This is a genomic window from Pseudomonas sp. 2822-15, assembly GCF_002742515.1.
GTDB lineage: Bacteria > Pseudomonadota > Gammaproteobacteria > Pseudomonadales > Pseudomonadaceae > Aquipseudomonas > Aquipseudomonas salomonii.
The window spans coordinates 288,708-303,041 of record NZ_LJRY01000170.1 but is presented as its reverse complement, the minus strand read 5'-3'; the positions used below and the strand labels follow the sequence as shown (position 1 = coordinate 303,041).

The 14,334-nt window shown below is 60.5% G+C and carries 14 protein-coding genes; 2 read left to right on the top strand and 12 right to left on the bottom strand.

The window, feature by feature from the left end:
- Positions 1-162: 162 nt before the first annotated feature.
- The 5 genes from AOA59_RS07425 to AOA59_RS07405 all read right to left on the bottom strand — a co-directional run bounded on the left by AOA59_RS07425 (position 163) and on the right by AOA59_RS07405 (position 3,911).
- Entirely contained in the window at positions 163-978 is an 816-nt protein-coding gene (locus AOA59_RS07425; RefSeq protein ID WP_099486649.1) for an OmpA family protein, read from the bottom strand.
- A complete protein-coding gene (locus AOA59_RS07420) occupies positions 975-1,337 on the bottom strand; it encodes a DUF4398 domain-containing protein (RefSeq protein WP_017138337.1) in 363 nt (120 codons plus the stop codon). The genes AOA59_RS07425 and AOA59_RS07420 overlap by 4 nt, the downstream gene beginning before the upstream one ends.
- A 9-nt stretch (positions 1,338-1,346) precedes the next feature.
- Positions 1,347-2,156, bottom strand: coding sequence for an ABC transporter substrate-binding protein (locus AOA59_RS07415; protein WP_099486895.1), 810 nt, complete (start codon positions 2,154-2,156; stop codon positions 1,347-1,349).
- A gap of 73 nt (positions 2,157-2,229) precedes the next feature.
- Entirely contained in the window at positions 2,230-3,159 is a 930-nt protein-coding gene (locus tag AOA59_RS07410; RefSeq protein WP_056861617.1) for an electron transfer flavoprotein subunit alpha/FixB family protein, read from the bottom strand.
- Positions 3,160-3,161: 2 nt separating this feature from the next.
- Positions 3,162-3,911 carry an electron transfer flavoprotein subunit beta/FixA family protein gene (locus AOA59_RS07405; RefSeq protein ID WP_099486647.1) on the bottom strand — a complete coding sequence of 250 codons (750 nt, stop codon included), beginning with the start codon at positions 3,909-3,911 and terminating at the stop codon, positions 3,162-3,164.
- 508 nt (positions 3,912-4,419) lie between these two features.
- On the opposite strand from AOA59_RS07405, the gene AOA59_RS07400 reads away from it, so the two are divergent.
- A complete protein-coding gene (locus AOA59_RS07400; protein ID WP_099486646.1) occupies positions 4,420-6,084 on the top strand; it encodes an electron transfer flavoprotein-ubiquinone oxidoreductase in 1,665 nt (554 codons plus the stop codon).
- A 170-nt stretch (positions 6,085-6,254) separates the two neighbouring features.
- Here AOA59_RS07400 and AOA59_RS07395 read toward each other — a convergent pair whose 3' ends face one another.
- Complete coding sequence (locus AOA59_RS07395; protein ID WP_099486644.1) at positions 6,255-7,148, bottom strand: AraC family transcriptional regulator; 894 nt, start codon at positions 7,146-7,148, stop codon at positions 6,255-6,257.
- 181 nt (positions 7,149-7,329) lie between these two features.
- Between AOA59_RS07395 and AOA59_RS07390 the strand changes: the two genes are divergently transcribed.
- On the top strand, positions 7,330-8,382 hold the full coding sequence (locus AOA59_RS07390; protein ID WP_069787974.1) for an NAD(P)-dependent alcohol dehydrogenase: 1,053 nt from the start codon (positions 7,330-7,332) through the stop codon (positions 8,380-8,382).
- Here the strand turns inward: AOA59_RS07390 and AOA59_RS07385 are convergent, their stop codons facing one another.
- The 6 genes from AOA59_RS07385 to AOA59_RS07360 all read right to left on the bottom strand — a co-directional run bounded on the left by AOA59_RS07385 (position 8,383) and on the right by AOA59_RS07360 (position 14,312).
- Positions 8,383-9,186 carry an IclR family transcriptional regulator gene (locus AOA59_RS07385; RefSeq protein ID WP_065929302.1) on the bottom strand — a complete coding sequence of 268 codons (804 nt, stop codon included), beginning with the start codon at positions 9,184-9,186 and terminating at the stop codon, positions 8,383-8,385.
- Between the two features lie 186 nt (positions 9,187-9,372).
- On the bottom strand, positions 9,373-10,338 hold the full coding sequence (gene araH / locus AOA59_RS07380; protein ID WP_056861621.1) for an L-arabinose ABC transporter permease AraH: 966 nt from the start codon (positions 10,336-10,338) through the stop codon (positions 9,373-9,375).
- Between the two features lie 19 nt (positions 10,339-10,357).
- Positions 10,358-11,857 (bottom strand): L-arabinose ABC transporter ATP-binding protein AraG, encoded by a 1,500-nt coding sequence (gene araG, locus AOA59_RS07375; RefSeq protein WP_099486642.1) that lies wholly within the window; start codon positions 11,855-11,857, stop codon positions 10,358-10,360.
- A complete protein-coding gene (locus AOA59_RS07370) occupies positions 11,854-12,834 on the bottom strand; it encodes a substrate-binding domain-containing protein (protein WP_099486641.1) in 981 nt (326 codons plus the stop codon). Before AOA59_RS07370 ends, araG begins: the two co-directional genes overlap by 4 nt.
- 22 nt (positions 12,835-12,856) lie before the next feature.
- Positions 12,857-13,678 carry an SDR family oxidoreductase gene (locus AOA59_RS07365; RefSeq protein ID WP_099486640.1) on the bottom strand — a complete coding sequence of 274 codons (822 nt, stop codon included), beginning with the start codon at positions 13,676-13,678 and terminating at the stop codon, positions 12,857-12,859.
- 154 nt (positions 13,679-13,832) lie between these two features.
- Positions 13,833-14,312: a GNAT family N-acetyltransferase gene (locus AOA59_RS07360; RefSeq protein WP_099486893.1), complete on the bottom strand. Its 480-nt coding sequence runs from the start codon at positions 14,310-14,312 to the stop codon at positions 13,833-13,835.
- Between the last annotated feature and the right edge of the window lie 22 nt (positions 14,313-14,334).

The window sequence follows — 14,334 nt, the reverse complement described above, 5'->3', positions numbered from 1 at the left end:
GGGACAAGGTGCATAAAAAAACCGATCAATGATCGGTTCTGTGTGTACACAGGCAACCTGTGGGAGCTGGCTTGCCTGCGATAGCATCGCCTCGGTTTGCCTGCTGTACCGAGGCGCCTGCATCGCAGGCAAGCCAGCTCCCACACTGATCGGTGTCAGCCTTTAGCGAGCGGCGCCCAGTTGGCCTTTTTCGTCGGAGAACACAATTTCCACCCGGCGGTTCTGCGCGCGGCCGCGCTCTGAGGCGTTGGCCTCTACCGGGTACTGGTCACCGTAGCCCTCGACCTGGATGCGTTTTTCATCAATGCCCAGGTCCATCAGCACATCAGCCACCGATTGCGCACGGTCGCGGGACAGCTTGAGGTTTTCCTGCTCGCCGCCGGTGTTGTCGGTATAACCCTCGATGCGCACCACGCGCTTGGGGTTCAACTGCAGGAACTGCACGATCTTGAGCACGGTGCGGTTGGCCGAGTTTTGCAGCTCGGCATCACCGGTGTCGAACAACACATCGCCCAACGTCATGACCAGGCCGCGATTGGTCTGGGTGGTGGTGAGGCTGGCGATTTGCTCTTCGAGCCACTTGCCTTGCTGCTGCACGCTGGCCAACTTGCTCTCACGCAGGGCCAATTGCAGGCGCTGGCGCTCCAGTTCCAGCTTGGTACCGCGCTCGGCGTTGAGCCCCTGCTCGGTGTGTTCGCGGGCGATCTCACTGTAGCGCTGGCTCAGGTAGGCGTAATGCACCACGTCAGGGCCGCTGCCCCAGTAGCTGGACAAGCGATCGGCGCGGGCCAGGGATTCTCCGGCACGAATCACGTCCTTGGGCGCAAAGCGCAGCACATTCGCGTCTTCCTTGACCTTCTGGAAGTCGTTGCCGGCCTGTTGCAGCGCTTGCTCGCTGTTGGGATGGCTGGCGCAACCGCCCAACGCCGCGCCAGCCAGCAGCAACACACAGCTCAAACCACGGATCAGCGGGCTCATTGGGCTTCTCCCAGCTGCAATTGTTTGCGCAGTCGGGCGATGCGGGTGTTGAGCACGTTCAACTGTTCCTGGCTTTTGCGCGTCAATACCCGCGCCTCAGCCAGGCGCGCGTCCAGTTCGGCCTGTTCGGCCTGCATGCGCGCATCCTTATAAGATTGGTCGGCCATGTCGGCCCGCGCTTTGGCGAACTTGTCTTCAGCCAGTTTCAGTTCAGGCGATTCATCGGTGCTGGCACCCACGGCATTGGCCTGTTCCAAGGCCTGCTGGGTGAGGCGTATTTGTTCATTCGGCGCAGGATCAGCTGCACATCCCGCCAGAGCGACAACGGCGAGGGCCGCGAAAAGAGGTCGAAGAGTCACTGAAAATCCTTACTTTGCTGGGGTGCCGACGGGTTGCTGCAATTGCGCTTTCCAGCGTTCGAGGTTGCGCTGCAAGGCGGCTTGCGCGACACCGGACGCGGGCAATTCTGTCATCTTTTTCGCCAGCTGTCCGCGCAGCCACGGATCGTTGCAGGCGGAGTTGTGGGAAATCGCCAGGTACAGGCCGGGCTGGTCGACGGGTATTTCGCGGGCGACCAGGTCGTTGCTCATGCCCAGCGTCTGGGCCATGGCCATGCCCGAGTAGCGCCCGGCCAGCACGTAGTCGACTTCACCCAACAGCAGTTTCTGGAACGCCGGAGTCAAGCTGGGCAGACGTTGCAGGCTCAGCTGTTGAGCGGCGAAGGCGTCGAAACCAGCGCTCAAGCGCGCACGCTCGGAGACCCCGCCTTTATGCCCGTGCAAGTCTTCAGCGCGGGTGTAGACCAGCGGCGAATCCTTGCGCGTCCACACCAGGTAGTCGATCTGCACCAGCGCCGGGTGGATGTAATCGAGGGTTTCCAGCTCGCCAAGGTTCAGCGGCGCATCGGCGAGAATGTCCATGCGCCCACTGCGCACTTCATCCAGGGCCAGCGAACGTTTGCCGCCGTAGAGCAGGTCGATTTTAACGCCCAGGTCCTTGCCGACTTGTTGCAGTACATCGGCGGTGGCGCCGATCAGGTGCGTTGGGTCTTGAGGGTCACGCCAGAGCAAAGGCGGCGCGTCCGGGCTGCCGGTGATCACCAGGCGATCACACTTGCCGGCGGCCAGCGCAAGGCTTGGCAGCAGTGAAAGGGCCAGCAATACGGGACGCAGCTCCATGGCGAGGTTCTCCAGCAAGTCAAAAAAAAACCCGGTCACAAGGACCGGGCTCTTTATAAGTGAAGCGGCTGGATTAGACCAGCTTCTCCAACTCGGGTACGGCTTCGAACAAGTCTGCCACCAGGCCGTAATCAGCCACCTGGAAGATGGGTGCTTCTTCGTCCTTGTTGATCGCAACGATCACTTTGGAGTCTTTCATACCGGCCAAGTGCTGAATCGCGCCGGAGATACCGACGGCGATGTACAGCTGTGGCGCAACGATTTTGCCGGTCTGGCCGACCTGCATGTCGTTGGGTACAAAGCCTGCGTCGACGGCCGCGCGGGAAGCGCCGACCGCAGCGCCCAGCTTGTCGGCCAGGGCGTACAGGTGCTTGAAGTTGTCACCGTTCTGCATGCCACGACCGCCGGAAACGACGATTTTGGCAGCGGTCAGCTCAGGGCGATCCGACTTGGCCAGCTCTTCGCCAACAAAGCTGGAAGTGCCGGCGTCGTGGGCAGCGGAGACGGCTTCAACGGCAGCCGAACCACCTTCAGCGGCAACCGGGTCGAAACCGGTGGCACGCACGGTGATGACTTTTACCGAAGCGTTGGACTGTACGGTGGCAATGGCGTTACCGGCGTAGATCGGGCGCTTGAAGGTGTCGGCGCTTTCTACCGAGATGATCTCGGAGATCTGGTCAACGTCCAGCTGCGCGGCAACGCGTGGCAGGATGTTTTTGCCATTGGACGTGGCGGCGGCCAGGATGTGGCTGTAGCCAGCGCCCAGCTCTGCAACCAGTGGGGCAACGTTTTCCGGCAGCTGATGCGCGTAAGCAGCATTGTCAGCGTTCAGGACTTTGCTCACGCCCGCGATTTTCGCAGCGGCTTCAGCCACGGCGCCAGCGCCCTGGCCAGCTACCAGTACGTGGATGTCGCCGCCGATTTTGGCTGCGGCAGCGACAGTGTTCAGGGTGGCCGGGGCCAGCACCTTGTTGTCGTGTTCGGCGATTACGAGGATAGCCATGATCAGATCACCTTCGCTTCGTTTTTCAGTTTCTCGACCAGTTCAGCCACCGACTTGACCTTGATGCCCGCGCTGCGTGCAGCCGGTGCTTCAACCTTGACGGTCTTGTTGGTAGAGGCGGTGGAAACGCCCAAAGCTTGCGGACTCACCGACTCAAGCGGCTTCTTCTTGGCTTTCATGATATTTGGCAGAGACGCGTAGCGCGGCTCGTTCAAACGCAGGTCGGTGGTGACGATGGCCGGCAGTTTCAACGAAACGGTCTGTGCGCCGCCGTCGATTTCACGGGTCACAGCGACGCTGTCGCCGCTCACTTCGACTTTGGAAGCGAAGGTGCCCTGGCCGTAACCGGTCAGCGCAGCCAGCATCTGGCCAGTCTGGTTGTTGTCGCTGTCGATGGCTTGTTTGCCGAGGATCACCAACTGAGGCTGTTCCTTGTCGACAACGGCCTTGAGCAACTTGGCCACGGCCAGGGAGGTCAGGTCTTCAGCCGACTCAACCAGGATGGCGCGGTCGGCGCCCAGGGCCAGGGCGGTACGCAGCTGCTCTTGAGCAGTGGTCGGGCCGATGGAAACCACCACGATTTCAGTCGCCACGCCTTTCTCTTTCAGGCGTACAGCTTCTTCCACAGCGATTTCGCAGAAAGGGTTCATCGACATTTTGACGTTAGCAAGGTCGACGCCGGAATTGTCCGCCTTGACGCGAACTTTCACGTTGTAATCGACAACGCGTTTGACAGCTACAAGAACCTTCATGGATTCCTCGTTACTCTCCGGTGAAAAGAAAGTCGCCTAGGCGAACCTGGCGGTTGATGCTCATCGGCACACAAGGGCACCTCCAAAAACCTCGGCGAGTGACTCAGCGATGGGGAAATGATGACCGTTCGTCAGGGGTGACTAAGAGGTCATTCTTTATCGCAGCGTGTAAACTGCGCGCCATCGTTGGGCGCGCGCGTCACCTGTCGTGCTTTTGGACGTGCTCTTGAAACCTGCTGTCTGCCTACGGTAAGCGCAAAACCGACCGTATATTGACCGGAACGCCTATTCTGGTCAATACGCCAAAATAGCCAGTCATAAGCCGCGTTGCTTTGATTTACCTAGCCTGCAAGCAATTCAAACAAACGTTTGTATTGGACGCTGCCAGTGGTGTAGATATAATGCGCCACCTAGAGAGAAAGGTGGGTCTTGCCGTTGTTGCAAGACGACACCGAACCTCCACCCATTAGAAAAAAAAGCCTGTTGAGCCTTGAGTAGGAGATAGCCTGTGGAACGCGAATACATGGAATTCGACGTGGTCATCGTCGGCGCTGGCCCGGCAGGCCTGTCTGCCGCCTGCCGACTGAAGCAGAAGGCCGCCGAAGCCGGTAAAGAAATCAGCGTCTGCGTGGTCGAGAAAGGCTCCGAAGTCGGCGCCCACATCCTCTCCGGTGCCGTGTTTGAACCACGCGCCCTGAACGAACTGTTCCCGGACTGGAAAGCCCTCGGCGCCCCGCTCAATACCCCGGTAGTGCGCGACGACATCTATGTACTGCGCAGCCCCGACGCCTCCACCAAGGTGCCTGACTTCTTTGTGCCCAAGACCATGCACAACGAAGGCAACTACATCATCTCCCTGGGCAACCTGTGCCGCTGGCTGGCTCAGCAGGCCGAGAACCTGGGCGTGGAAGTCTACCCAGGCTTCGCCGCCCAGGAAGCGCTGTTCGACGAGAACGGCGTGGTGCGCGGGATCATCACCGGTGACCTCGGTGTCGACCGCGAAGGCCATCCGAAAGAAGGCGTCTACACCCCAGGCATGGAGCTGCGTGGCAAATACACGCTGTTCGCCGAAGGTTGCCGTGGCCACATCGGCAAGCAACTGATCCAGCGCTTCAATCTGGACAGCGACGCCGACGCCCAGCACTACGGCATCGGCCTCAAGGAAATCTGGGAAATCGACCCGGCCAAGCACCAGCCAGGCCTGGTGGTACACACCGCCGGTTGGCCGCTGGACATCATGAGCAACGAGAACACCGGTGGTTCGTTCCTCTATCACCTGGAAAACAACCAGGTGGTCGTTGGCCTGATCGTCGACCTGTCCTACAGCAACACTTTCCTGTCGCCGTTCGATGAGTTTCAGCGCCTCAAGCACCATCCGGTGCTGGCCCAGTACCTGGAAGGCGGCAAGCGCATCAGTTACGGCGCGCGCGCGCTGGCCAAAGGCGGCATCAATTCGCTGCCGAAGATGGTCTTCAAGGGCGGTGCATTGATCGGTTGCGACCTGGGCACTATGAACGTGGCCAAGATCAAGGGCAGCCACACCGCGATGAAGTCCGGCATGCTCGCCGCCGACGCCGTGGCCGAGCGCCTGTTCGCCGAGTCTGAAGGCGGTGATGAACTGACCAACTACGTCGACAGCTTCAAATCCAGCTGGCTCTACGAAGAACTGTTCGCCAGCCGCAACTTCGGCCCGGCGATGCACAAGTTCGGCCCGATCATCGGCGCCGGCTTCAACTGGTTCGACCAGAACATCCTCGGCGGCAAAATGCCGTTCACCTTGCACGACACCAAGCCGGACTACGCCTGCCTGAAGCTCGCCAAGGACAGCAAGAAGATCGACTACCCAAAACCCGACGGCAAACTGAGCTTCGACAAGCTGAGCTCGGTGTTCATCTCCGGCACCAACCACGAAGAAGAGCAGCCGTGCCACTTGAAGCTAAAAGACCCGAGCATCCCGATCGGCACCAACCTGCCGCTCTACGATGAACCGGCGCAGCGCTACTGCCCGGCCGGCGTGTATGAAGTGATCACCAAGGAAGACGGCGAGAAGCGCTTCCAGATCAACGCCCAGAACTGCGTGCACTGCAAGACCTGTGACATCAAGGACCCTTCGCAGAACATCACGTGGGTGACACCGGAAGGCGCGGGCGGGCCGACTTACCCGAATATGTAAGGCAGTTGCTTGAACAAAAAAGGCTCCCACATGGGAGCCTTTTGTATGGCCAACATAAATCAACTGTGGGAGCTGGCTTGCCTGCGATGGCGGTGGGTCAGCTAAAGATTGGTTGACTGATACTGCGCTATCGCAGGCAAGCCAGCTCCCACAGCTTTGACCGCGTTGTGTCAGGCGACCCGCTCTTCACCCGGGTTACGCAAGAAGTAACGCTTATACTCTCGACTGAACTGCGATGTACTCTGGTACCCCACGTTGTGCGCCGCCTGCGCCACACCCAAGCCTTCCACCAGCAGCAACTGCTGCGCCTTCAACAACCGCAAACGCTTCAAATACTGCACCGGCGATAACAGCGTGCAACGCTTGAAGTGTTCGTGAAAGGTCGACGCACTCATATGCGCATACCCGGCCAATGTCTCAATGTTCAGCGGCTCGGCGTAATGGGCATGCAGGTGATGCAACGAGGTGGCAATACGTGAGAATTGCCCCTGCTGTTCCACCAATGCACGCAGCACATCCGCCTGTGGCCCGCGCAATGCGGTAAACAACACTTCCCTTACCCGCGCCGGGCCCATGATCCGGCTTTCCAGCGGATCGTGCAGGCATTGCAGCAGCCGCTCGACGCTGCCGCGCATTGCATCATCGAGCATCACCGAGCTCATGGATTCCAACGTCTGCGCCGTCGGCGGCGGCCCGGCCTGCATGCCCATGGCCATGACCAATTCACCCAGCACCACGCGATCAATCCCCACGGTAACTCCGTACAGCGGCGCCTCGGGCGCCATGGCAAAGGTCTCGCATTCGAACGGCACCGGCATCGCCTGGATCAGGTAATGCCCGGCGCCATACTCCAGTGTGCGCGGACCCAAATAGGCGACTTTGCTGCCCTGGGCCACAAACATCAGGCTCGGCTCATAGATCTGCGGGCCGCGTGCCACATCGCAACTGGCGCGCAATACCTTCACGCCGGGCAGGTACGTCGGGGAGAAACCGTCGCAGGGCGTGAGGTCCTCAATCAAGGCAACCAGCGTGGCATTGGCATCGAGATGGCGGGTCAACAACATGGCAAAAAACTTCGTTAAAAAGGGATAAGAGCATCATCGCAGGTCTGAGCGTGCATGAATCCAATCACAGGGCACTCCCGGACGAATAGGCATGAGGTTCGGAGCAATCGCCATAGCCGCATCCCCGCCCTGCGCGGAAAATGCGCCACCTCCCTGATCAATTCTTTTGCGAGGTTTCTGCATGTACACCGCCATCGGTTATGCCGCCCAGTCGGCCACCACTCCCCTCGCCCCCATGTCTTTCGAACGCCGCAGCCCGCGCGCCGATGATGTAGCCATCGAGATTCTCTACTGCGGCGTGTGCCACTCCGACATCCACCAGGCACGCAACGAGTGGGGCATCGCCGTGTACCCGCTGATGCCGGGCCACGAGATCGTCGGCAAAGTCACTGCCGTCGGCGCCAGCGTGACTACGCACAAAGTCGGCGACCTGGTAGGCGTGGGCTGCATGGTTGATTCGTGCCGCCACTGCGACGCTTGCCAGGCGGACCTTGAGCAGTACTGCCTCGAAGGCCCGACCATGACCTACGCCACCCCGGACCGGGTGGATGGCAGCAACACCATGGGCGGCTACTCCGACAGCATCGTGGTCAGCGAGCACTTTGTGGTGAAGATCCCGGCCACGCTCGACCTGGCCAGCGCCGCGCCGATTCTGTGCGCAGGCATCACCACCTACTCGCCGCTCAAGCACTACGGCGTCAAGGCGGGCGACAAAGTCGGCGTGCTGGGCATGGGCGGCCTGGGCCACATGGGCATCAAGTTCGCCAAGGCCATGGGCGCGGAAGTTACGCTGTTCACCCGCTCCGCGAGCAAGGCTGAAGAAGGCCGCCGCCAGGGCGCCGACCACGTGATCGTGTCCACCGATGCCGAGCAGATGAAAGCCGCCGCCGGCAGCTTTGACTTCCTGCTGGACACCATTCCGGTGCAGCACGACCTGAACCCCTACCTCGACGTGCTGCGCTTTGACGGCGTGCATATCCTGGTCGGTTTGATCGAACCGGTCGACCCGCCGGTGAATGCCGCCAAGCTGGTGCTGGGCCGTAAAGTGCTGGCCGGCTCCTTGATCGGCGGCATTGCCGAAACCCAGGAAGTCCTGGATTTCTGCGCCGAGCACAACATCACCTGTGACATCGAAATGCTCGATATCCGCCAGATCAACGAGGCTTACACCCGCATGATCGCCGGTGATGTGAAGTACCGCTTTGTCATCGACATGGCGACCTTGAAGGCCTGATCAGGCCTTCGCACCCAACTCCGCTGACAGCCGCGCTGCGACCTGTTTGATCACAGGGATCAGCTCGGCCATCTTTTCCAGCGGCATGTAGGGCACGGTACTGGCGATGCTGATGCCGGCGACGATTCGCCGGCTGGCATCGCGCACCGGTGCCGCCACACAACGGATCGACGGTTCGTTGTCTTCCAGGTCGAACGCATACCCGCCCACCACGTATTCGCGCATGCGCTGCTCGAACTGCGCCCAGGATTGCTCCGGGTGCGACGGCCATTGCTGGCTCTTGCCCTCGGCGGGCAGGCTGGCTTCATACAGGCGCTGCCACTCCTGCACAGAGTCATCCAGCAACATTGCCTTGCCCACACCCGTGCGCGCCAACGGCATGCGATGGCCGACCCGCGAGCGCATTTCCGGGCCGTAGCGGCCGGGGTTCTTGTGCAGATAGAGCACGTCGTCGTATTCACGAATCGCCAAGTGGATGGTGTCGCCGGTCAGTGCCGACAGCTCATCCAAATACGGCACCGCCAGGGTCACCAATGGCAGTTCGTCGCGGGCTTGAAAACCCAGTTCGATCAGCTTCGGCCCGAGCAGATAACCCACTTGCGGCACCACACGCAGGTAACGCTCCTCCACCAGGCAGCTGGCCAGGCGGTGGGTGGTGCTGCGGGTGGTGCCGATGCGCTTGGCGATCTCTTTCAAGTCGCGCGCACCCGCCGCCACCGCTTGCACCACGCCCAGGCCACGCAGCAGGGTCTGGGTGCCGGTGGGGGCGGCGTCTTTGACGGGGTTGTGGGCGTTTTCCTGCATATCGGGCCTATTGGGAAGTACGAAAACGGCGCCATTATGGCAAATGCAGCCCTGCTGAACAGAGGAGATCCATTGTGGGAGCTGGCTTGCCTGCGATGGCGGTGTATCAGCCAACAAATACTTAGCTGACCCACCGCCATCGCAGGCAAGCCAGCTCCCACATTTGGATCTTCACAGGGCAAGAGTTCAGCGTTGCTTCATGCGGTCGATGATGACCGCCAAGAGCAGGATCGAACCCCGGATCACATACTGGTAAAAGGTGTCGATGTTCTTCAGGTTCATCGCGTTCTCGATGATGGCCAGAATCAACACTCCGGCAATCACATGACGGATCATGCCGATACCGCCACTCAACGACACACCGCCCAGTACACACGCCGAGATCACCGTCAGCTCAAAGCCCTGGCCGATCATCGGCTGGCCCGAGGTCATGCGTGAGGCGAGGATCACTCCGGCCAGTGCGCCGATCAAGCCGTGCACGGCAAAGATGATGATCTTGGTGCGGTCGACATTCACCCCGGCCAGCAACGCCGCTTCCTGGTTGCCGCCGATGGCCATGGTGTTGCGCCCATAGGTGGTGTAGTTGAGCAGCCAGCCGAAGAACACAAAGCACAACACGGTGATGATGATCGGCACCGGCACGCCCATCAGTTGGCCGTTGCCGAACACGAAGAAGCGTTCGTCCATCACACCGACGGCTTTGCCGTTGGAGAAGATATAAGCCAGCCCGCGCACGATCTGCATGGTCGCCAAGGTGGTGATCAAGGCGTTGATGCGCAACTTGGCGATGACGATGCCGTTGATCAGCCCCACCACCAGGCCCATGGCCAAGGCCGCTGACACGCCGAGCACCACGCTGTCGGTGTCGCGGATCACAATCCCCGCGACCACGCCGGCACAGGCAATCACCGAGCCCACCGACAAGTCGAAGTGCCCCGAGGCCAGGCAGAACAGCATGGTGCACGCCGCAATGCCCACCGTCGAAATCGCCAGGCCCAGGCCGCGCATGTTCAGCGGCGAGAGGAAGTTGTCGATAAACAACGCGCTGAGCACAAAGATGCTCAATGCCGCGAGCAGCATCACCCAATCATCGAGAAATTTACGTTGGTTGAAACCCGGCCAAAAGCCCTTTGCAGTTTTTACCTGTGACATGCCTACACCCTCGAATTCTTCAAGCCCGCGAACGCGGGAGAGCCAGTTGCAACAGCTTCGCTTCATCCGCCTGGTCGCGGGTTAGCTCGCCAGTCAGCGCGCCTTCACTCATCACCAGGATGCGGTCAGAGATGCCCATCACTTCCATCAGGTCGCTGGACACCACAATCACGGCAATGCCGCTGGCCGCGAGGTTATGGATGATCTGGTAAATCTCGGATTTGGCGCCGATATCGATGCCGCGTGTGGGCTCATCGAGCAGCAACACCTTCATCGGCATCGACAGCCAGCGGCCGAGAATGGCCTTCTGCTGATTGCCGCCGGACAGGTACATGATTTTCTGTTCGGCGTTCGGCGTTTTGACTTTCATCGCCGTGATCTGCTTGTCGGCGTTGCCCTTCTCCCAGCCTTCACGCAGCAGCCAGCCAAAGGTGGAATGCGCGCCACGCGCACTGATGTTGATGTTCTCGGCCACGCTGGACAGCGGGATGATGCCTTCCTTTTTGCGGTCCTCCGGGCACAGCAGTACGCCGGCGGCGATGGCATCGCGTGGTGAATGCAGTTGCAGGGCTTGCCCAAACAATTCCAACTGCCCGGCCGTTGCGCGCTCCAGGCCACTGAGCAAACGAAACAGCTCGGTACGCCCGGCGCCCACCAACCCGAAAAGGCCGAGAATCTCGCCCTTGTGCACCTGCAGGCTGATCGCTTCGCGCAAGCCAGGCCCAAGCAACCCCTTGACCGTGAGTACCACCTCCCCGCGCTCACGCGGGCGATAGTCATAGATATCCTGAATATCGCGCCCGACCATGCAGGTCACCAACTGGTCGTGAGTCAGTGTGGCCATGTCGTCAAAAGTGCGCACATAACGGCCGTCCTTGAACACCGTCACCGCATCGCAAATACGGAACACTTCTTCCATGCGGTGCGACACATACAGCACCACTTTGCCCTCATCGCGCAGGCGGGTGATGATCGCCATCAAGCGGTCGATTTCCCGCGCCGACAAGCTGCTGGTGGGTTCGTCAAACGCGATCACATGGGCACCACGGGACAACGCCTTGGCGATTTCCACCAGTTGACGCTGGCCCAGAGACAAGCGCCCAAGCTTCTCTTGCGGGTCGATTTCATCGGCCAGGCCTTTAAGGCACGCCAATGCCTGCTTGCGCAGCTGGCCGCCGTTGACCACGCCGAAACGTGACGGCAAATGCCCGAGAAACAGGTTCTCGGCCACGGTCATTTCCGGCACCAGATGCAGCTCCTGGTGAATCACCGCTACGCCGTTGGCGATGCTGTCGGCAGCGTTCTTGAACGCCATGACCTGCTCGCCGATCTGCACCGTGCCGCTGCTGGGCGTGTAGGCACCGCCGAGAATCTTGAGCAGCGTGGACTTGCCCGCGCCGTTCTCGCCCATCAGCGCGTGCACCGAGTGCGGCCGCGCCTCAAAGCTGATCTGCGCCAGCGCCTTGACCCCGGGAAACTCCTTGCCGATGCCGTTGAAACGCAACGCCGCGCCGGTCATTTCCACAGTCCGATTTTGCTCAACTCTTCCTTGAAGTTGGCGCGGGTGATCAGGGTTACGTTATCCAGGGCGGTGAACTTGGCAGGCTCGGTGCCTTTGGTGACCCACTCGAACATCGCCGTGGCGGTTTTGTAGCCGGACGCATCAGGGCTGAGCAGCATTGAGCCGTAGAAGCCGGTGTCGGTTTTCTTCAACTCTTCAATCGCATCGGTGCCATTGATGCCCACGCCGATCACGTTGGCCGCCTTGAAGCCGGCGCTTTCGGTGGCGCGCACGCCGCCCAGTACGGTGCTGTCGTTCATGCCACCGATGATCAGGTTTTTTGCAGTGCCCGGCAGCTTCACCAGCGCCGAGTTGGTGGAGTCCATGCTGCCTGGCACGTCGAGGGTTTTCTGTGCGCTGAACAGGATGTGGTCAGCCGGCAAACCAGCGGCCTTGAGGCCTTCTACCGAACCGTCGGTGCGTTTTTTGCCGGTTTCCAGCTCGTCGAAGGTGTTGATGACGGCGTAGGTTTCCTTCCAGTCCCAGTTGCGATGCTTGGCCTCGGCAGCCATGGCTTCGCCTTGCTTCTGGCCGATCTTGTAGGCATCCAGGCCCAGGTAAGGCACGTCTTCCATCGGCTTGCCCTTGGCATCGACGAAGCGGTCATCCACCGCCAGCACTTTCAAGCCGTTGAGCTTGGCCTTGGCCATGATCGCAGGGCCGAGGGACACATCCGGCGGGCAGATGACAAAACCCTTGGCACCGTTGGCCGCGAGGGTGTCGATGGCGGACAAGGTTTTCTCGCCGTCGGGCACCGCGATCTTGATCACGGTGAAGCCCTGGTCCTTACCGGCCTTTTCGGCAAAGGCCCATTCGGTCTGGAACCAGGGCTCTTCTGCCTGCTTGACCAGGAAGCCGATCTTCACTTCTTCGGCCGCTGCAAAACCGCTGAAGGCTACCGCCAGCGCCACGGCGCCTAACGTCTTTTTGAACATGAACCACCTCTCTTGATTGTTGTTAGTCGTGGTACATCACGGAACGCCCGCCATCGATCATCAGGCAGGTTGCGTTGATAAAGGGCGCCTCGTCGGTGGCCAGGAACAGCGCCGTCATCGCCACCTCGACCGGTTGGCCGATGCGCTTGGGCGGGTGCAAATCGAAGGCGCGCTGGCGCTCGGCATGCGGGTCAGGGAAACCGTTCCAGTAATCGACGTTGAGCTGGGTTTCGATATAGCCCGGCGCGATGGCATTCACGCGGATGCCTTTGGGCGCGTATTCGATGCCCAGGGCGCGGGTCAAGCCGAGCAGGCCATGCTTGGCAACCGGATAGGGAAAGCAGCCGGGAATAATGTGGCTGGAATGGGTGGAGGCGATGTTGATGATGTTGCCGATGCCCTGCTCGATCATGTGCGGCAGCACGGTGCGACAGCCGAACCAGGCACCGTCGAGGTCGATGGCGAAGCAGCGGCGCCAGTCTTCGTCGGTCATCTGCAGCGGGTCACGGAACACGTTGACGCCGGCGCAGTTGATCAACACATCCACGCGGCCAAAGCGCTCGATCGCCAAGTTGACCAGCGCCTGCCATTGCTCTTTGGAGGTGATATCGACGCCCTGCGCAACGATTTCAGCGCCGCGTTCGCGCCAGTGGGCGGCGACGTGCTCGACCTTTTCGGCCTGGATATCCGCAATCACCAGCCGTGCCTGCTGGGCCTGGAAGCAGGCGACGATCGCCTCGCCTATACCTTGGGCGGCGCCGGTGATGATCACCACTTTGTTTTTCAGCCGCTCGCCATAGATGGGTTCGGGCACGGCGGGTAATGACAACGGTTGGGGCTGCATCGCTTCACCTGTTTTATTTTTGGTAGTGAGTGCTGATGCCGCCGACTATAAACCCATCTTTTGAAATATCTCAATATATAAATTTGCATCCCATATAGTGAGACTCAGCACAAAAAAAGTGGGAGCTGGCTCCCACTGTTGATCTTCAGTGCTTTCAGCCCTGGGCAAAGTCGCGCAGTGCATTACCTTCCATGCGATAGCGCACCCACTCTTCCTGCGGCTGGGCGCCGATGGACTTGTAGAAGGCAATCGCCGGCTCGTTCCAGTCCAGCACGCTCCACTCGAAACGCCCGCAACCGTTGTCGCAGGCGATCCTGGCCAGGTGGCGCAGGAGCTTCTTGCCAGCCCCGCCGCCGCGTTGCTCGGGGTTGATGTAGAGGTCTTCGAGGTACAGGCAGTTGCTGCCCAGCCAGGTGGAGTAACTGAAGAAGAACACCGCAAAGCCAATCGGCAGACCATCCCGTGAGCAGATCAGGCCATGGGCGGTGGCGCCCTCGCTGAACAGGCTGCGCTCGATATCCACCACGCTGGCGATCACTTCATGGCGGGCTTTCTCGTATTCGGCAAGCTCGGTGATGAAAGTCAGGATCTGCGCAGCGTCGCTGGGCACGGCAGGGCGAATCTCGATGGTCATGGGCGGGCCTTGGGCAATGTCA